General features: G+C 72.2%; 17 protein-coding genes and 1 other RNA gene. 9 read left to right on the top strand and 9 right to left on the bottom strand.

Annotated features, from left to right (window positions below):
* Window positions 1–7 precede the first annotated feature (7 nt).
* Both KG102_RS10840 and KG102_RS10835 read right to left on the bottom strand, forming a co-directional pair.
* Entirely contained in the window at window positions 8–1,177 is a 1,170-nt protein-coding gene (locus KG102_RS10840) for an SLC13 family permease (protein WP_208288881.1), read from the bottom strand.
* Window positions 1,178–1,957 carry a YaaA family protein gene (locus KG102_RS10835; protein ID WP_208288883.1) on the bottom strand — a complete coding sequence of 260 codons (780 nt, stop codon included), beginning with the start codon at window positions 1,955–1,957 and terminating at the stop codon, window positions 1,178–1,180.
* 47 nt (window positions 1,958–2,004) lie between these two features.
* Here KG102_RS10835 and KG102_RS10830 point away from each other — a divergent pair, with 47 nt between their 5' ends.
* From KG102_RS10830 to KG102_RS10820, 3 genes are all read left to right on the top strand, one after another.
* A complete protein-coding gene (locus tag KG102_RS10830) occupies window positions 2,005–2,388 on the top strand; it encodes a tautomerase family protein (RefSeq protein ID WP_208214504.1) in 384 nt (127 codons plus the stop codon).
* A gap of 14 nt (window positions 2,389–2,402) precedes the next feature.
* Window positions 2,403–2,784: RNase P RNA component class A (gene rnpB, locus KG102_RS10825), an RNA gene on the top strand.
* A 53-nt stretch (window positions 2,785–2,837) separates the two neighbouring features.
* A complete protein-coding gene (locus tag KG102_RS10820) occupies window positions 2,838–3,287 on the top strand; it encodes a GatB/YqeY domain-containing protein (RefSeq protein WP_208288885.1) in 450 nt (149 codons plus the stop codon).
* Here KG102_RS10820 and KG102_RS10815 read toward each other — a convergent pair.
* The 5 genes from KG102_RS10815 to map all read right to left on the bottom strand — a co-directional run bounded on the left by KG102_RS10815 (window position 3,280) and on the right by map (window position 7,134).
* Window positions 3,280–4,164, bottom strand: a complete 885-nt coding sequence (locus KG102_RS10815; protein WP_208214502.1) for a hypothetical protein — start codon at window positions 4,162–4,164, stop codon at window positions 3,280–3,282. The two genes, KG102_RS10820 and KG102_RS10815, sit on opposite strands and share 8 nt — an antisense overlap.
* A gap of 72 nt (window positions 4,165–4,236) precedes the next feature.
* On the bottom strand, window positions 4,237–4,656 hold the full coding sequence (locus tag KG102_RS10810; protein ID WP_208288887.1) for a VOC family protein: 420 nt from the start codon (window positions 4,654–4,656) through the stop codon (window positions 4,237–4,239).
* A 39-nt stretch (window positions 4,657–4,695) separates the two neighbouring features.
* A complete protein-coding gene (locus KG102_RS10805; protein ID WP_208288888.1) occupies window positions 4,696–5,409 on the bottom strand; it encodes an MBL fold metallo-hydrolase in 714 nt (237 codons plus the stop codon).
* A 79-nt stretch (window positions 5,410–5,488) separates the two neighbouring features.
* Window positions 5,489–6,265 (bottom strand): polyphosphate--glucose phosphotransferase, encoded by a 777-nt coding sequence (gene ppgK / locus KG102_RS10800; protein ID WP_208214499.1) that lies wholly within the window; start codon window positions 6,263–6,265, stop codon window positions 5,489–5,491.
* Window positions 6,262–7,134: a type I methionyl aminopeptidase gene (map, locus tag KG102_RS10795; protein ID WP_208214498.1), complete on the bottom strand. Its 873-nt coding sequence runs from the start codon at window positions 7,132–7,134 to the stop codon at window positions 6,262–6,264. The genes ppgK and map overlap by 4 nt, the downstream gene beginning before the upstream one ends.
* Before the next feature lie 69 nt (window positions 7,135–7,203).
* Here map and KG102_RS10790 point away from each other — a divergent pair, with 69 nt between their 5' ends.
* The 6 genes from KG102_RS10790 to KG102_RS10765 all read left to right on the top strand — a co-directional run bounded on the left by KG102_RS10790 (window position 7,204) and on the right by KG102_RS10765 (window position 13,788).
* A complete protein-coding gene (locus KG102_RS10790) occupies window positions 7,204–7,383 on the top strand; it encodes an SPOR domain-containing protein (RefSeq protein WP_208214497.1) in 180 nt (59 codons plus the stop codon).
* A gap of 9 nt (window positions 7,384–7,392) precedes the next feature.
* The gene (locus KG102_RS10785; protein WP_208288890.1) at window positions 7,393–8,412 is read left to right on the top strand and encodes a LacI family DNA-binding transcriptional regulator; all 1,020 of its coding nucleotides are present in this window, start codon (window positions 7,393–7,395) and stop codon (window positions 8,410–8,412) included.
* 177 nt (window positions 8,413–8,589) lie between these two features.
* Complete coding sequence (locus KG102_RS10780) at window positions 8,590–9,909, top strand: ABC transporter substrate-binding protein (RefSeq protein WP_208288892.1); 1,320 nt, start codon at window positions 8,590–8,592, stop codon at window positions 9,907–9,909.
* 117 nt (window positions 9,910–10,026) lie between these two features.
* Window positions 10,027–10,995: a carbohydrate ABC transporter permease gene (locus tag KG102_RS10775; RefSeq protein WP_208214494.1), complete on the top strand. Its 969-nt coding sequence runs from the start codon at window positions 10,027–10,029 to the stop codon at window positions 10,993–10,995.
* Window positions 10,988–11,827 (top strand): carbohydrate ABC transporter permease, encoded by an 840-nt coding sequence (locus tag KG102_RS10770; protein WP_208214493.1) that lies wholly within the window; start codon window positions 10,988–10,990, stop codon window positions 11,825–11,827. The genes KG102_RS10775 and KG102_RS10770 overlap by 8 nt, the downstream gene beginning before the upstream one ends.
* Before the next feature lie 32 nt (window positions 11,828–11,859).
* Window positions 11,860–13,788 (top strand): glycoside hydrolase 5 family protein, encoded by a 1,929-nt coding sequence (locus tag KG102_RS10765; protein WP_208288894.1) that lies wholly within the window; start codon window positions 11,860–11,862, stop codon window positions 13,786–13,788.
* Window positions 13,789–13,803: 15 nt separating this feature from the next.
* Here the strand turns inward: KG102_RS10765 and panB are convergent, their stop codons facing one another.
* A complete protein-coding gene (panB, locus tag KG102_RS10760) occupies window positions 13,804–14,616 on the bottom strand; it encodes a 3-methyl-2-oxobutanoate hydroxymethyltransferase (protein ID WP_208214491.1) in 813 nt (270 codons plus the stop codon).
* Between the two features lie 23 nt (window positions 14,617–14,639).
* Window positions 14,640–16,325 carry an NAD+ synthase gene (locus KG102_RS10755; RefSeq protein WP_208288896.1) on the bottom strand — a complete coding sequence of 562 codons (1,686 nt, stop codon included), beginning with the start codon at window positions 16,323–16,325 and terminating at the stop codon, window positions 14,640–14,642.
* Window positions 16,326–16,384: the final 59 nt, after the last annotated feature.

Raw genomic sequence — 16,384 nt, 5'->3', positions numbered from 1 at the left:
GCCGCCCTCAGGCCGCGGCGACGAGGGCGAGGGTGGCGGCCACGACCGCCAGCGGCGCCAGCACGAGGCCCTGACGCACGATCGTCCCGGCTGGGATATCGAGCATCAGGGTGCGGCAGCGTTGCCACCACAGGACGGTGGCCAGCGAGCCCCAGGGCGTGATCAGGGGGCCGACACCGGTGCCGACCAGCAAGGCCGCGACCCGCAGCGGCTCGGCGCCCGCCGCCGGCTCCAGCGCCAGGTAGGCGGGCAGGTTGTTCATGCCGTTGGACGCGAGGGCGCCGACCGCGGCGATCCGCAGCAACGACGCGGGCCCGTCCCCGGTGCCCGCTGCCTGGGCGAGCACCTGCCCGAGGCCCTGCGCGTGGGCCGTCGCGACGACCACGAACAGGCCGAGCACCACCACGAGCGTGCGCCACGGCACCAGGTCGCGAGCCGCGACGGGCAGCTTCTGGTGCCGCGCGAGCGTGGCGGCGAGCAGCACGGCGGCGGTGACGACGGCGGTGGGCGCGGGCTCGGCGCCCGCGACGAACACGACCGCGAGGGCGCCGACCGCGAGCGCGCACACCAGCAGGAGGGGCCGGTCGCGCACGGGGTGAGGTGGTTGCGGGTCGAAGCGACCGGCGAGTGCGCGCCGGTCCCGCACGCCGAGGAACGCGACCGTCACGACGATCGCGACGAGGGCCGGCGCCCACATCAGGGCGAGGTACCCGACGCCGGCCGCCCGCAGCGTGTGGTCGGCGAGCAGGTTGGTCAGGTTGGAGACCGGCAGGACGAGGGAGGCCGTGTTGGCCAGGGCGAGCACCGCGAGGGCGAACGGCAGCGGCGAGGTGCGCGTCCGGCGCGCGAGGGCGATGACGACGGGCGTGAGCAGGACCGCGGTCGTGTCGAGCGACAGCACCGCGGTGCTCACGATCGCCAGCACCACCACGAGCGCCCACAGCACCCAGCGCCGCCCACCGGCCAGACGCGCGGCGAGCCCAGCCGCGGCGTCGAACAGCCCGGCGCCGGCGCACAGCTCGGCGACGACCGTGAGGGCCGCCACGAACACGAGGACCGGCAGCGTCCGCTCGGCCAGCTCCCGGGCGTCGTCGGTCGGCAGCGCTCCCGTGACGAGCACGAGAACGGTCACGACGACCGCGACGAGCCACCACGGCACGCGGCGTCGGCGGGCCACTCAGGCCACGACGAGCTCGAGCGTGCGTGCCCCGCGCGCGGGAGGTCCGAGCTCGACGGCCAGCAGCGCGGAGCCGACGAGCTCGCCCGCCACCCGGGCCAGCGACTCGGCATCGTGCGGCGCGCGCCCGCGGCGCGTCAGCAGGTGGCGGGTGAGCACCCCGCGGGTGTGCTTGGCGTTGTGCGACACGACGGACCTCGCGCCGTCGAGCTCGCGCAGGACGCGCACCTGCACCCAGTCGGCCGACCGCGGCGGGTGCCATGCGGCGAGGTAGGCGGCCGACCGGCAGTCCACCACCAGCTCGCCCTCGGCGCGCGCCCCGAGCTCGACGCCGAGCGCCCCCCGCCAGGCCGCGGCGAGGGGGCCGATGCCCGGCAGGTCGGTGCCCATGGAGAGGCGGTAGGCGGGGATCGGGTCGTCCGGCGCGACGAGTCCCCACAGGCCGGACACGATCCGCACGCTCTGCGCGGCCCGGGTGCGTCCGGTCGGGGTGAGCCGGTCGAGTCCCGCGGCCGCGTACAGGACCCCGGTGTACACCTGCTTCGCCGGTGCGGTCGGCGCGGTCCTCAGGTGGACGTTGCGCGCCACCTCGGTGGACAGGCTGGCGCCGACGCCGAGCACCGTCATCGCATCGGGCGACGCACTCACCTCGACCAGCGCGTCGAGGACCTTCTCCCGGACGGGCGTGAGCCCGGGCGAGCAGAGGCTGTCGAGATCGAGCAGGGGGCCGCGGGCGCGCGGTGGCGTCTTGCCCTCGGAGGGCGGCAGGAGCACGAGCACGCCAGAACTGTAGGCTCCCGCGGGACGACGACGCGCATGGAGGTCCGATGGCGCACGTGAAGATCTACGGCCGGCGCGACGTCTGGCAGGACCGCCGCGGCTCGGTCTCCGACGCGGTCCACCGCGCCCTCGTCGGCACCTGGGGACTGCCCGAGGACAAGCGATTCCACCGGTTCCTGCTGCTCGACGGCGACGACCTCGTCGCACCGCGCGGCAGGGACTACCTGGTCGTCGAGATCCTCTGCTTCACCGGGCGCTCGCGCGCGGCCCGTCGCGCCCTGATCGCCGCGTTCTTCGACGACGTCGCGCCGACCCTCGGCCTGTCCACCGACGACCTCGAGGTCGTCATCATCGAGAGCCCGCCGGAGAACTGGGGGATCCGCGGCGCCTCGGGCGACGAGCTGTCCCTGACCTACCGCGTGGACGTCTAGGCTGTCACCGCGGATGAGTCAGTCAGGCGGCCGCGTCGAGCCCCCGGGCTCGCCGAGGAACGTCCGGGCTCCGCAGAGCAGGGTGGTGGGTAACACCCACCCGGGGTGACCCGCGGGACAGTGCCACAGAGAACAGACCGCCCGACCGGTTCGCTGGTCGGGTAAGGGTGAAACGGTGGTGTAAGAGACCACCAGCGTGCCGGGTGACCGGTGCGGCTAGGTAAACCCCACCCGGAGCAAGGTCAGACAGGGAGCGTTCGAGGGCTGCTCGCCCGAGCTCCCGGGTAGGCCGCTGGAGGCGTGCGGCAACGTACGTCGTAGAGGGATGGCCGCCACTCGCGCAGTGCGGGCAACCGCGCGCGAGGACAGAACCCGGCGTATCGACTGACTCATCCGCTCCACCGCGAGTGCCGCTGCGCCGGCCGGCGTCCGCAGGGCACGATGGCTCCATGAGCACCCTCGACCAGCTGACGTCCGACCTGACCACCGCCATGAAGGCCCGCGACACCCTGCGCGTCAGCACGCTGCGCCAGCTGATCGCGGCCGTCCGGTTCGAGGCCAAGGCGGGCAGCGTCGAGAAGGAGCTGTCGGACGACGAGGTGCTCAAGGTCCTGGCGCGCGAGGTGAAGAAGCGCCGCGACTCCGCGCAGATCTACGCGGACGCGGGGGCGCCCGAGCGTGCCGCCACGGAGAGCGCCGAGGCCGACGTGATCGAGACCTACCTGCCCGCGCAGCTGTCCGACGACCAGCTGCAGGCGCTGGTGACCGCGGTGATCGCGGACGTCGGGGCCACGTCCCTGCGCGACATGGGCGCGGTCATGAAGGAGGCGACGGCACGGGCCGGTGCGTCGGCGGACGGCAAGAAGCTCTCGGCGTCGGTGCGCGCGGCCCTCAGCTGACCGGCGCGTCGAGGCGCTGGTAGGCCCGCCCGGGCAGCATCGAGGCGACGTCGGACGTCCAGGGCAGGGGAGGCTCGGGCATCACGACGAGCCAGGAGCCGTCCCGGTCGAAGAACCGCAGGTCGCCGTCGAACGCGTAGGTGTCGCGCACGTGCAGCCCGAGGTCGGTCACGGTGAAGGACAGGTTGAACAGCCACGCGGCGGGATCCTGGACCTGCTCGTCACTGGCCAGGTCATGCGAGGACCACGTGCGCACCCACGTCACGCTGCGCGACTCGCGCGCGGGGATGACGACGGGGTGGCCGGGCAGCAGGTCGAGCTCGCCGCCGGCGGAGTCGAGGATGTCCACCTGTGCGGCTCGGTCCGAGACGTTCTCGAACCAGAGGGTCAGGGCGGTGCGGAAGGCGTAGGCCTGGTCCAGCCCGACGGCGAGGTGCCCCGACAGCGGGCGCCAGGTGCCCTGGCCACCCACCGTGAGCTGGCACGCATCGAGCCGGGGGCGCCCCGGAGCGTCCGAGCCGCTCGGCATGGCCCGTGCGACGACGACGGGCGCGAGCGAGTCGAGTCGCACCTCCTCCAGCATGCGCCGCGTCCGGTCGGTCTCCTGCCGCTGGCGGTCCGCATCGGCGCGTGCGTCGAGGGCTTCCCGGCGGGCGAGCTCGAGCGCCTCACGGGCGATCGCGACCTGCTCGTCGAACGCCTTGGCCTGCCGCAAGGTCGCCTCGCCCTGGCGCGCGACCCGGCGCCCGGCTCGGGCGGCCGAGCCCCACGCGAAGAGCGCGACGACGAGCGTGAGCACCGAGAGGGCGAGCGGCACCCACTCTTCCCAGTCCTGCCACGCGATGTCGCCCAGGACCGGTAGTGCGGCGCTGACCATGCGAGGAACCTACCGACCGATTCGTCCGAATTCGAGCATGTCGGACGACTGTCACCCGGGCGGGCGAGCGGCTCAGGCGCCGGTGGCCTGCTCCGCGTCGGCCGCGTCGGCCGCGGCGGCCTCGTCGGGCGTGCTGCGCAGGAGGCAGAACTCGTTGCCCTCGGGGTCGGCGAGCACGTGCCAGGGGACGTCACCCTGGCCGATGTCCACGCGCGTGGCACCGAGCGCCAGCAGCCGCTCCAGCTCCGTGGCCTGGTCGGAGCCGTTCTGGGGGCGCAGATCGACGTGCAGGCGGTTCTTGCCCGCCTTGGCATCGGCGACCTTGAGGAAGAGCCAGGCAGTCGCGGAGCCGTCGGCCGGCTCGATGCCGACCTCCTCCTCGTCGTCCGCCGGGTCCCAGGCGTGGCGCCACCCGAGCACCTCGTTCCACCACCGGGCGAGGGCGTGCGGGTCGGCGCTGTCGATCGTCAGTTGGGAGACCACGGGTGCCATGCCCGCACGGTAGGGCCGAGCACCCATCCGCGCCAGGTGTTATCCCTCGGCTCCCGGGCCCCTGACGGCCGCGCGTTGCGCCGCGTGCGCGGCAGCGACCCAGGGGAGCGCGCACCGGGGGTCGGCCAGGTCCGTGCCGGAGATGAGTGCGGCGAGGTACGCGCGGTCCGCGTCGAGCCGCCGGCCCACCTCGGCGCCGCGCCCGACGTGCCCGTGCCCCGGCACGACCGTGCGCGCGTCGGCGGACTCGAGGAGCGTCAGCGCCGCCAGGTAGTCGCCGACGGGGTCGGCCGCGGCCAGGTCGAGCAGGGGGACCTCGACGTCGGAGAGCATGTCGCCCGCCAGCAGGACGCCCGCCTCCGGCAGCACGAGCGCGGTGTGCGGACGGGCATGAGCGGTGTGGGTCAGGACGTGGACGGTCGGCCCCGCCCAGTCGAGGACCGTGGCGGTGCGCCGCGGGAAGGGCGTCGCCGCGGCCGCGATGGGCGCCGGGCGCTCGCCGGACGCCGCCAGCTCCGGGTCGGTGTCACGCTCGGCGGCGAGCGTCTCGCGGGCGGTGGCCGGTGCAGCGGCCGCCCAGCGGGGGAGGTGCGCCAGCCCTGGCCCGTCGAGGACGTGGTCCCAGTGGGCATGCGTCGACCAGACGGCCACGGGGGTCCAGCCGCGGTCGCGGATCGCCGCCGCCAGGGCGTCGACCTCGCGCGCGGTCACGGCAGGGTCGACCACCAGGCACGTGCCATGATCTGCGACCACGACGGTCGACGTCGTCGTGTAGACGGTGCTCGTGGCGACGTGGACCCCCGGCGCGACCTCGACGAGGTCGCGCGCAGCCTCAGCCGTGGGCCTGCGCCGCGAGCGCCGCCGCTCCGGCGATGCCCGCCGCGTTGCGCAGCTTCGCCGGGACGATCTTGGTGCGGAGGTCGAGCAGCGGCAGGAAGTCGGAGTGGTGCTTGCTCACGCCACCGCCGACCACGATGAGGTCGGGCCAGAACAGGTTCTCCACCACGGAGAAGTACCGCTGCAGCCGCTCGGCCCACTGGGCCCAGTTGAGGTCCTCGCGGTCGCGCACGCTCTCGGCGGCGCGCGACTCCGCGTCGTACCCGTCGATCTCGAGGTGCCCGAGCTCGGTGTTGGGCACCAGGTGGCCGTCGATGATGAGGGCCGAGCCGATGCCGGTGCCGAGCGTCACGACGAGGACCACGCCGTCGACGCCCTTCGCGGCGCCGTACCGCACCTCGGCGTAGCCGGCGGCGTCGGCGTCGTTGACCGCGAGGACCTTGCGCCCGGTCGCGTCGTGCACCGCCTTCTCGACGTCGGTGCCGATCCACGACTTGTCGACGTTCGCCGCGGACTGCGCCACCCCGTGCAGGATCACGGCCGGGAACGTGACGCCGATCGGGACGTCCCTGCCCAGGTGGAACGAGTCGACGACCTTCGCGACGGTCGCTGCGACGGCGTCCGGCGTCGAGGGCTGGGGCGTCGGGATCCGCACCCGGTCGGCGGCGAACTGCCCGTCGGACAGCGTCACGGGCGCGCCCTTGATGCCGCTCCCGCCGATGTCGATGCCGAACGCTGTGTCGACGGACTTCTTGTGCTTGTGGTCGCTCATGGCAGGGTGAGGATCTCCGCTCCGGTTTCGGTGACCAGCAGGGTGTGCTCGAACTGCGCGCTGCGCCGTCCGTCGGCCGTCAGGACGGTCCAGTCGTCGTCCCACATGACCCAGTCGGGTGTGCCGAGGTTGAGCATGGGCTCGATGGTGAACACCATGCCGGGCTCGATGAGCGCGTCGTACGCGGGTGCGGCGTCGTAGTGGGGGACCACCAGCCCGGTGTGGAACGCCGGGCCGACACCGTGCCCGGTGTAGTCCCGCACGACCCCGTAGCCGAAGCGCGCCGCGTACTTCTCGATGACGCGGCCGATCACGTTGAGCTCGCGCCCCGGGACCACCGCCTTGATCGCGCGGGCGAGCGCCTCCTGCGTGCGCTCCACCAGGAGCCGCGACTCCTCGTCGACGTCCCCCGCCAGGAACGTCGCGTTGTTGTCACCGTGCACCCCGTCGATGTACGCCGTGATGTCGATGTTGACGATGTCGCCGTCCTCGACGACGGTCGAGTCGGGGATGCCGTGGCAGATGACCTCGTTGATCGACGTGCACAGCGACTTGGGGAAGCCGCGGTAGCCGAGCGTCGAGGGGTAGGCGCCGTGGTCGATCAGGAACTCGTGGCCGATCGCGTCGAGCTCGTCCGTGGTGATCCCCGGGGTGACGTGGCTGCCGACCAGCTCGAGGGCCTGCGCCGCGATGCGAGCGGCCCGCCGGATGCGCTCGATCATCTCGGGCTCGAAGACGTCGCTGCCGTCCCACCGCTCCGGTCCGGGCCGATCGACGTACTCGGGCCGGGCGATGGTCGGCGGAACGGCTCGACGAGGGCTGACGATCCCCGGGGCGAGGGCGGATCGTGACGCGTGCACGGGCGACATACCTGGCAGTCTACGGACAGGAGTGCATCGGGGCGGGTCGGCGCCGGTGCAGGTAGGAGGGAGAGCGACGTGGCTGGCAAGTACTGGTTCAACATCGAGACGCACGAGGTCGAGGAGGGCCGCAAGAGCGACTGGACCAAGCTCATGGGCCCGTACGCCACGCGTGACGAGGCCGCGCACGCACTGGACAAGGCGCGCCGGCGGACCGAGGCCTGGGACCTGGAGGACCAGGAGAAGACCGGCCCCTAGGATCACGCCATGGCCGGGCGGGTGAACATCGGCGAGCTGGCTCGGCTCCTGGGGATATCGAAGGCGTCGGTCTCCTACGCCCTGAACGGTCAGCCGGGGGTGAGCGATCAGACGCGTGCCCGGGTGCTGGAGCTGGCCCGGGAGCTGCAGTGGTACCCGAGCTCGTCGGCGCGGGCGCTGTCCGGCGGGCGGGCCGGGGTGGTGGGCGTGGTCCTGGCCCGGGAGCCGGAGGTCATCGGCACCGAGCCGTACTACATGCTCGTCATCTCGGGCATCGAGTCGGTGCTGATCCACTCCGAGTACGCGCTGCTCCTGCGCATGGTGACCGCGGAGCCCGGTCGGGACCTCGCCGTCTACGAGAAGTGGGCCGGTGAGAAGCGCGTGGACGGCGTCATGCTGTTCGACCAGCGCCGGGTCGACCCGCGCATCCCGCTCGTGCAGCTCCTCGGGCTGCCCGCGGTGCTGCACGGCGTGCCCGGCCCCGGTGCGCGGATCAGGGCCGTGGTGCCGGACGAGCGCGGCGACGCCGAGCGTGTCGTCGGGCATCTGCACGCGCTGGGGCACCGGCGCGTCGCTCACCTGACCGGCCCGCTCGACCTCCTGCACGAGGAGCGGCGCGACGAGCTGATGCGGGAGGTCGCCGCGCGGCGCGGCATGCTCGTCGAGACGGTGCCGGCGGACTACACCGTCGACACGGCCGCGCGGCTGGTCGCCCAGCACCTGCGTCGCCGGGGCGGTCCCACGGCGTGGGTCGCGTCCAACGACCTCATGGCGCTGGGTGCGATGCGGGCCGCCGCCGCCGCGGGGGTGGGCGTCCCCGGCCAGGTGTCCGTGCTCAGCTGGGACGACTCGATGCTCTGCGAGGTCGGCGCGCCGCCGATGACCGCGCTGGACCGTCATCCCCGCGAGTACGGCCGCCTGTCCGCGCGAGCCCTGCTGGACGAGATCGCCGGCGTGGCCGACGACGGTGCGGTACCGCAGCCGAGCGAGCTGCGCGTGCGCGCCAGCACCGGACCCGCCGCGCCCTGAGCGCGCTGAGTGCTCTGAGCGCGCTGGGTGCTCTGAGTGCTCTGGGCCGGCGTGCCCAGGCAACCCGCGCTGCCGCGGTGACTTTTGTCCGACACGTTCCCTTCGAGGGGGTTCGGGCGGATACTTGGGCCTGCCAACTGAACCGGTTAGGTTTCCGCGCTCGACAAGGGAGTCACCGTGAAGCTTCGCAACCTCGCAGTCCTCACCGTCGTGCCCGCCCTGCTCGTCGTGTCCGGCTGCTCGGGGGGTGGTGATGGCGGTGGGGAGTCCTCCGGCGACGGGGACGTGACCCTGACCTACTGGGCCAGCAACCAGGGCACCAGCCTCGAGAACGACGAGGAGGTCCTGACCCCCGTCCTCGAGCAGTTCACGGAGGAGACGGGCATCGGCGTCGACCTCGAGGTCATCGGGTGGAACGACCTGCAGACGCGCATCCAGACGGCCGTCACCTCCGGCCAGGCCCCCGACGTGGTCAACATCGGTAACACGTGGGCCGTCTCGCTGCAGGCGACCGGAGCCTTCATGCCGTTCGACGACGAGGCGATGGAGGCGATCGGGGGTGCGGACAAGTTCGTCGAGGCCGCCCTCGCGACCGGCGGGGCAGAGGGCACGGACCCGACGTCGGTGCCGTTGTACGGACTGGCGTACGGGCTGTACTACAACAAGGCGATGTTCGAGGCGGCCGGCCTGCAACCGCCGACCACCTGGGAGGACATGGTCTCGGCCGCGCAGGCGCTCACCGACCCGGCGGCCGGCGTCTACGGCATGTCGCTGGCGGCGGGCAGCTACACCGAGAACAACCACTTCGCGTTCATCAACGCCACGCAGAACGGTGCCGAGCTCTTCGACGACGAGGGCAACCCCACCTTCACCGAGGACGGCGTGGTCGAGGGCATCATGCGCTACCTCGACCTGATGCAGAGCGACGAGGTGGTGAACCCGTCGAACGCCCAGTACGACAACGGGACCCTCGCGGTGGCGGACTTCGCGACCGGGAAGGCGGCGATGATCCTCAACCAGAACAACGCCAACTCCACGATCCAGGCGAACGGCATGACCCCCGACCAGTACGGCGTCGTCCCGTTCCCGGCGCCGTCCGACGCGCCGAGCGACGTCGCCAGCCACGTGGCGGGGATCAACCTCTCCGTGTTCGCCAACACCGAGCACCCGGACGAGGCGCTGCAGTTCGTCGAGTACATGACCAGCGAAGAGGTGCAGACCACGCTCGGCAAGCCGTTCTCGTCGCTGCCGGTGCTCCAGGGCGCCGAGGCGGTCTTCACCGACAACGCGGAGGAGGCGGAGACCTTCACGCAGATCTACAACGAGCGGTCCGCGCCGCTCCCGCTGGTGCCGGCCGAGGACCAGTTCGAGACGACGGTCGGCCAAGCGATGAACACCATGTTCGCCACCATCGCGACGGGCGGGACGGTCACGGCGGACGACGTGAAGGAAGCGATGCAGACCGCGCAGGACCAGGTCCAGGCGTCGGTCGGCTGATCGAGACGGTCGCCGCGTGGTCCGGGCCGACGCCCGGACCACGCGACGGCCGCACCCAGCGGCGGCGCGACGAGGCGCCCGCGCCGCCGGCCCTCCCTGAGCGACCCAGGAGATGCCATGGCCACGACGACGTCCCCCGCCCCGCCCCGTCCCGCGGTCCGCCCGGACACCGGCCGCCGCCGGCGCAAGAGCGGCTGGTGGTTGCCCTACGCGCTGCTCGCGCCTGCGGTCGTGCTGGAGCTGGTCATCCACCTGGTGCCGATGCTCACCGGCATCTGGATGAGCTTCACGCAGCTGACCCGCTTCTTCATCCGTAGCTGGACCAGCGCCCCGTTCGTGGGGCTCGACAACTACCGGGTCGCCCTCGACATCGACGGTGCGGTCGGGCGATCACTGCTCAACTCGTTCGCGATCACGTGCGCCTACACGGTCATCGTCGTCGGGGTGTCGTGGGTGCTGGGCATGGCCGCCGCGGTCGCGCTGCAGCGGCCGTTCCGCAGCCGGTCCGGTTTCCGCACCTTGTTCCTGGTCCCGTACGCCCTGCCGGTCTACGCCGGCATCGTCACGTGGAACTTCATGCTCCAGCGCGACTCGGGGGTGATCAACCACCTGCTCGTGGACAACCTGGGTGTGCTGGAGGAGCGGCCCTTCTGGCTGATCGGCGGCTACGCGTTCATCTCGATCCTGGTGGTCGCCGTCTGGCGGATGTGGCCGTTCGCCTTCCTCATGCTGACCGCGGGCCTGCAGTCGATCCCGAACGACATCTACGAGGCCGCCGCCGTGGACGGGGCGCACGCCTTCCGGTCGTGGCGCTCGATCACCCTCCCGATGCTGCGGCCGGTGAACCTGGTGCTGGTGCTGGTGATGTTCCTGTGGGTGTTCAACGACTTCAACACGCCCTACATCCTGTTCGGCACCGCGCAGCCGGCCGCGGGCGACCTGATCTCGTTCCACATCTACAACGCGTCGTTCCTGACCTGGAACTTCGGCGCCGGTGCTGCGATGTCGGTCCTGCTGCTGCTGTTCCTGCTCCTGGTCACCGGGACCTACCTCATCGTGATGAACCGGAGGTCACGCCGTGCATGACACCCGCGCCTTCAAGACGTTCCGCCTCGTCGTCGTGCTCGTGCTCGGCGTGGTGACGCTGCTGCCGCTGTACATCATGGTCACGTCGTCCCTGAAGCCCCTGCAGGACGTCCGGGGGGCGTTCTCCTGGTGGCCCACCACCATCACGTTCCAGCCGTTCGTCGACATGTGGACCACGGTGCCGCTCGCGCGGTACTTCCTGAACAGCGTCATCGTGGCCACCGCCGCGACGCTCGCGAGCCTGGTGATCGCCATCTTCGCGTCGTACGCCCTGTCTCGGTACCGGTTCCGGGGCCGGTCGGTCTTCTCGACAACCGTGCTGTCGACGCAGATGTTCCCCGGCGTGCTGTTCCTGCTGCCGCTGTTCATCATCTTCGTGAACATCGAGCAGGGCTCCGGCGTGCAGCTCATCGGCACGCGGATCGGGCTCATCATCACGTACCTGACGTTCTCGCTGCCGTTCTCGATCTGGATGCTGGCCGGGTACCTCGACGGCATCCCGCAGGAGCTGGACGAGGCGGCCCGCGTCGACGGCTGCTCCCCGATCGGCGCCCTGCTGCGCGTCGTGCTGCCCGCGGCCCGGCCGGGCGTGATCGCCGTGGCCATCTACGCGTTCATGACGGCGTGGGGCGAGGTCCTGTTCGCGTCGGTGATGACGACGGAGGAGAACCGGACGCTCGCCGTGGGCATCCGGCAGTACTCGACGCAGACGAACGTGTACTGGAACGAGATCATGGCGGCCTCGCTCGTGGTGAGCATCCCCGTGGTGATCGGCTTCCTCCTGCTGCAGCGGCACTTCGTCGCCGGCCTGACGGCGGGAGCCGTGAAGTGAGCTCGCCCAGCCACCCGGAGTGAGGGACCCCCATGCATCGAAGCTTCGACGTCGTCGTCGGGCCGACCGGCCCGGTCTCGTGGCTGGGGGCCAACTTCTGGTCCCGCGCGGGCGGGCCGCTCATGTGGCGCAGCTACGACCCGGACCTGGTGCGTGAGGAGCTCGCCGTCCTCGCGGAGCACGGGCTGGGCATGACCCGGTCGTTCTTCTACTGGCCGGACTTCATGCCGACACCGACGACGGTCGACGAGGAGCTCTGCACGCACTACGCGGACTTCCTCAACGCCCACGCCGAGCTGGGGATGACGACGATCCCGACCTTCCTGGTCGGGCACATGTCGGGGGAGAACTGGGACCCCGTCTGGCGCGGTGGGCGTGACCTCTACACCGACGTGTGGCTGGTCGGCCGGCAGGCCTGGTACGTCGCCACGCTGACCGCCCGGTACGCCGAGCACCCCGCGGTCGCGGGATGGCTGATCTCCAACGAGATGCCGATCTACGGGGGAGAGGGGCGGCGCGAGGACGTGGCTGCCTGGGCGCAGCTCATGGTCCATGCCGTCCGGGCCGGTGGCGGGCACCAGCCGGTGTCGATCGGGGACGGCGCCTGGGGGATCGAGCAGACCGGGCACGACAACGGCTACTCGACGGTGGACCTCGGGCGGTTCGTCGACTTCACCGGCCCGCACGTGTACCGCATGGAGACCGACCAGGTCCGGCAGCACCTCAAGGCGGCGTACGTCTGCGAGCTGGCGGCGGTCGGCGGACGGCCCGTCGTCATGGAGGAGTTCGGGCTGTCGAGCGACTTCGTGTCCCCGGCCGGTGCCGCCGCGTACTACCGCCAGCTCCTGCACACCACGCTCCTGGCGGGCGCCACCGGCTGGATCGCGTGGAACAACACCGACTACGACACCGTGCTGCACCAGCGGCCGTACACCCACCACCCGTTCGAGCTGCACTTCGGCGTCACCACGTCCACCGGTGAGCCCAAGCCGCCGCTGCTCGAGCTCGCGCGCTTCGCCACGACCCTGCGCGAGATCGACGTCCGCACGTGCCGTCGCGCCGAGGCACAGGCCGCGCTCGTCGTCCCGTCCCACCTGGCCGCGGACTACCCGTTCACCAACGAGGTCGAACGTGCGCTGATCGTGCGCACCGGTGAGCAGGCGTACATCGCGGCCCGCGAGGCCGACCTGCCGGTCGGGGTGGTGCGCGAGGCCACGGACGGCGGGCTGCCGGCCGGCTACGACCTGTACCTGCTGCCGTCGGTCAAGCAGCTGACCGGGCCGTCGTGGGTCCAGGTCCTCGAGCTCGCGGAGTCGGGCGCGACCGTCTACGCGTCGTACTGCGCCGGCGAGTCGCCGGTGCAGCGCGGACCCTGGTGGATCCGGACGGAGGAGCTCTTCGGCGTCCTGCCCGAGCTGGCGTACGGGCTGAACGACCCGATCGCCGACGACGAGGTCGTGCTGACCGTCGAGGCCGAGCTCGGGTCCCTGCGCCCGGGCGACGTGCTGCGGTTCCGCGTCGCCGGCACCACCGAGGCGCGTGCCCATCTGCCGGTGACCGTCACGGACGGCACGGTCGTCGCCAGGGACGCGCAGGGCCGGCCGGCGATCGTGGTCAAGGAGCACGGGCCGGGCCGGGCAGTGCTGTGCACCTACCCGGTGGAGTACCTGGCGAGCGCCCAGGGCCGGGTGAACCCGGAGGAGACCTGGCGCCTGTACGACGCGCTCGCCACGCTCGCGGGGATCGGCCGACCCGTGCGGGTGCCCGACGACCCCCGAGTCCTGGCGGACCGGCTGGTCCAGGCGGACGGCCGGGAGGTCGTCGTGCTGGTCAGCGAGCACCCCGACGGCACCACGGTGACGCCGACGGTCACCGGCGGGCTGGAGACGCTCGACGGGACCCGGGTGGAGTCGGTGGACCTGGAGCCGTACGGCGTGGCGGTGCTGCGCCGGACCCGCTGAGCAGCCGGCCGGCGGTCACGCGTCGAACTGGTGCTCCGCGTCCGGGAAGGTGCCGCCCCGCACCTCGTCGGCGTAGGCGGTCGCGGCCGCACGCAGGGCCGCGCCGACCTCGCCGAAGCGCTTGGCGAACCGCGGCGACCAGTCGGTCATCCCGGCCATGTCGACCCACACGAGGACCTGACCGTCGCACTCCGTGCCGGCGCCGATGCCGATGGTGGGGATCTGCAGGATCTCGGTGACGCGGGCGGCCACGGGCGCCGGGACCATCTCGAGCACCACCGCGACGGCACCGGCCTCGGCGATCGCGACGGCGTCCTCCGACAGGAGCTCGGCCGCGAGGTCCCCCCGGCCCTGGACACGGGGACCGCCCAGGAGGTTCTCCGACTGCGGCGTGTAGCCCAGGTGCGCGACGACGGGGATGCCCGCGTCGGTGATCGCGCGGATCTGGGGGACCACTCGCTTGCCGCCCTCGAACTTCACGGCGGAGACGCCGGTCTCCTTCATCATCCGCACGGCGGTCGCGAGCGCCTGCTCGGGACCCGCCTCGTACGACCCGAACGGCAGGTCGGCGACCACGAACGCGCGCCGGGCGGCACCGGCGACGGCACGCGCCGGGGGGATCAGGTCGTCCACGGTCACCGGCAGCGTCGTGGTGTGGCCGTGCATGGTGTTGCCGATCGAGTCGCCGACCAGCAGCATGTCGATGCCCGCCTCGTCGAAGATCCGCGCGGTGACGGCGTCGTACGCGGTGAGCATGGTCAGGCGCTCGCCGCGCTCCTTGGCCTCGCGCAGGTGGTGCACGCGCACGCGCTTCGGGGTGGGGGACATTCGGGGGGCTCCTGTCGGGATGGTCACGGCTCGCGCCAGCGGGTGGTGATGGGCAGTCGACGGTCGCGGCCGAACGCCAGCGCGGTCACCTTGGTGCCCGGCGGGTACTGGCGGCGCTTCCACTCGGCACGGTCGACCAGGGTGAGCACCTTGTCGACGACGTCCGGGTCGAAGCCGCGGGCGAGCAGCTCCGCGCGCCCCTCGGCGTGCTCGACGTACGCGTCGAGGACCTCGTCGAGCAGGTCGTACGGCGGGAGCGAGTCCTGGTCGACCTGCCCCGGTCGCAACTCGGCCGACGGCGGCTTGGTGATGGACGACTCGGGGATCGGCGGGATCTCGTCGGGGCCGAAGACACCGTCGATCGCCGCGTGGTTGCGCCAGCGGGCGAGCGCCCACACCCGAGACTTGTCGACGTCCTTGATCGGCGCGAAGCCGCCGACGGCGTCGCCGTAGATCGTCGAGTAGCCGACCGCGAGCTCGGTCTTGTTCCCGGGAGCGAGCACCAGGTGGCCCTCGGAGTTCGAGAGCGCCATGAGGATCACCCCGCGCATGCGCGCCTGGAGGTTCTCCTCCGCGAGACCGTCCAGGGGAAGCTCGCGCTCGAAGGCCTCGACCATCGCGGAGATCGGCTGGACGCGGTAGTCGGCGCCGATCCGCTCGGCCAGGTCGGCCGCGTCGTCCCGGCTGTGCTGGGAGGAGTACACCGACGGCATCGAGACCCCCACGACGTTCTCACCCCCGATGGCGTCGGCCGCGATCGCGGCGACCAGCGCGGAGTCGATGCCGCCGGACATCCCGAACACCACGGACCGGAAGCCGTTCTTGGACACGTACCCGCGCAGGCCGGTGACCAGGGCGCGGTACACCTCCTCGTCCGGGTCCAGCGGCGGCGCGATCGTGCCGACGGCCGGGGCGTCGTCGTCGCCGAGCAGGTCCCACACCAGCAGGTGCTCCACGAACTGCGGTGCGCGGGCCACGACGGTGCCGTCGGTGGCGATGACGAACGACCCGCCGTCGAACACGAGGTCGTCCTGCGCCCCGACGAGGTTGACGTACGCCACGGGCGCCTCGACCTCGTGCGCCCGGCGGGCGGCGAGCTCGACGCGCTGGTGGCCCTTGCCCTCCTCGTACGGTGACGCGTTGAGCACCACCAGCAGCGAGACCTCGTTCTCGTCCATCTGCGAGACGGGGCCGCCGTCCTGCCAGATGTCCTCGCACACCACGACGCCCACCCGGCGGCCCGCGACGTCGATCACGCACACGTCGTCGCCGGCCGCGAAGATCCGGTACTCGTCGAACACGCCGTAGTTGGGCAGGTGGTGCTTGTCGTAGCGCACCTGCACCTGGCCGTGCTGGAGGAGCACCGCCTGGTTGGTCGGTCGACGCGGCCCCTCGGGCGCGCCCGGCGCGTCCACGGGCGTCACCGACTTCTCGCCGACGGTCCCGACGAGCACGGCCAGGTTCCCGAGGCCCTCGGTGGCCAGCGCCGCGGCCGTGCTCTGCAGCGCGGCCTCGGCACCCCGGCGGAACGACGCCCGGAGCGCCAGGTCCTCGATGGGGTACCCGGTGAGCGTCATCTCCGGGAACACGACCAGGTCGGCGCCCGCCTCCGCGGCCCGGCGGGACCAGTCGAGGACGGCTCGGGCGTTCGCGTCGACGTCGCCCACGCGCGTGTCGATCTGCGCAAGAGCGATGCGGGGAGAAGGCATGTGGCCGAGCCTAACCATCTCGGGCGACCCGCCCCGGACAACGACCCTGCGCCGGGCCG

The organism is Cellulomonas fengjieae (assembly GCF_018388465.1).
Classification (GTDB): Bacteria; Actinomycetota; Actinomycetes; order Actinomycetales; family Cellulomonadaceae; genus Cellulomonas; species Cellulomonas fengjieae.
The sequence above is the reverse complement of the archived record's forward strand: the minus strand, read 5'-3'. Positions and strand labels throughout refer to the sequence as shown.

What these genes read in the sequence shown, in the direction of transcription:
- KG102_RS10785 (WP_208288890.1), top strand. Translation starts at nt 7,393, where the DNA reads ATGGCCGGGCGGGTGAACATCGGCGAGCTGGCTCGGCTCCTGGGGATA.
- panB (WP_208214491.1), bottom strand. Translation starts at nt 14,616, where the DNA reads ATGTCCCCCACCCCGAAGCGCGTGCGCGTGCACCACCTGCGCGAGGCC.
- KG102_RS10775 (WP_208214494.1), top strand. Translation starts at nt 10,027, where the DNA reads ATGGCCACGACGACGTCCCCCGCCCCGCCCCGTCCCGCGGTCCGCCCG.
- KG102_RS10765 (WP_208288894.1), top strand. Translation starts at nt 11,860, where the DNA reads ATGCATCGAAGCTTCGACGTCGTCGTCGGGCCGACCGGCCCGGTCTCG.
- KG102_RS10830 (WP_208214504.1), top strand. Translation starts at nt 2,005, where the DNA reads ATGGCGCACGTGAAGATCTACGGCCGGCGCGACGTCTGGCAGGACCGC.
- KG102_RS10810 (WP_208288887.1), bottom strand. Translation starts at nt 4,656, where the DNA reads ATGGCACCCGTGGTCTCCCAACTGACGATCGACAGCGCCGACCCGCAC.
- KG102_RS10820 (WP_208288885.1), top strand. Translation starts at nt 2,838, where the DNA reads ATGAGCACCCTCGACCAGCTGACGTCCGACCTGACCACCGCCATGAAG.
- ppgK (WP_208214499.1), bottom strand. Translation starts at nt 6,265, where the DNA reads ATGAGCGACCACAAGCACAAGAAGTCCGTCGACACAGCGTTCGGCATC.
- KG102_RS10815 (WP_208214502.1), bottom strand. Translation starts at nt 4,164, where the DNA reads ATGGTCAGCGCCGCACTACCGGTCCTGGGCGACATCGCGTGGCAGGAC.
- map (WP_208214498.1), bottom strand. Translation starts at nt 7,134, where the DNA reads ATGTCGCCCGTGCACGCGTCACGATCCGCCCTCGCCCCGGGGATCGTC.
- KG102_RS10755 (WP_208288896.1), bottom strand. Translation starts at nt 16,325, where the DNA reads ATGCCTTCTCCCCGCATCGCTCTTGCGCAGATCGACACGCGCGTGGGC.